The organism is Paraburkholderia sp. RL18-085-BIA-A (assembly GCF_046027075.1).
Taxonomy (GTDB): domain Bacteria; phylum Pseudomonadota; class Gammaproteobacteria; order Burkholderiales; family Burkholderiaceae; genus Paraburkholderia.
This window is the reverse complement of the sequence record NZ_JARESU010000535.1, coordinates 1-714: the sequence shown is the minus strand read 5'-3', so window position 1 is coordinate 714 and position 714 is coordinate 1. Positions and strand designations below refer to the sequence as shown.

Sequence of the window (714 nt, the reverse complement as noted above, 5' to 3'; positions counted from 1 at the left end):
ATTCGCCGCCACCAGCGCGAAGGCGTCGAAGGCCATACTTTCCTGTTCGGTCTGTCCGATGGGTCCGTGATTGACGGCAGTCGCGGCGGCAATAGTGCACGCTGGCTGAATCACGCCTGCGCACCGAACTGCGAGACTATCGAGGACGAGGGACGGATTTTCATCCATACCATCCGGCCAGTCGAGCCCGGTGAAGAACTGTTTATTGAATATCTGCTGGCGACGGACGGACCTCTGGATGAGGACGTTCGGGCGCAATACGCGTGCCGGTGTGGTGCAAAAGGGTGCCGTCAGTCGATGCTGGCGAACGCGGCGTGATCCGTGCGACGCAGGAGGGGAACGGAAACGTCGCTGTCTCCAGGAATGGCCACGCCACGAAGCTTCAGAATGATGACTTTGTCCGGATTGGCATGGATGCGGTTTTCCATCTCGGCGCGTTGAAACCGGCGTCTGCACAGCGAGATGCAACCGGCCGATATCCTGGCGCAAACACGAGGAAGCAAATGTCGCTGGATCTTGAGGATCTGTGGTGACGGCGATGCCAGCGCGTATCTCGACGGCTATAGGAGAGCGGCCTGATGCAGAAGAGGAAGTTCGCAGGAAAGTGAGCCGGGGGGGTGAGTCTGCCGGAACTACTGGACGAGCTTGAGCTGGCACTGACGGGGATGCCCGCTCGCACGTCCGTCTGTCGGGCGCTGTCGGATCTGGGCCGGC

2 protein-coding genes are annotated in these 714 nt (G+C 60.8%); one reads left to right on the top strand and one right to left on the bottom strand.

Annotated elements, in window-relative coordinates:
* A partial coding sequence (locus tag P0D89_RS53700; RefSeq protein ID WP_408371420.1) for an SET domain-containing protein occupies positions 1–318 on the top strand: 318 nt, incomplete at its 5' end.
* On the opposite strand, the gene P0D89_RS53695 is transcribed toward P0D89_RS53700, so the two are convergent.
* Positions 291–428: a hypothetical protein gene (locus P0D89_RS53695; protein ID WP_408371418.1), complete on the bottom strand. Its 138-nt coding sequence runs from the start codon at positions 426–428 to the stop codon at positions 291–293. The genes P0D89_RS53700 and P0D89_RS53695 overlap by 28 nt on opposite strands.
* Positions 429–714: the final 286 nt, after the last annotated feature.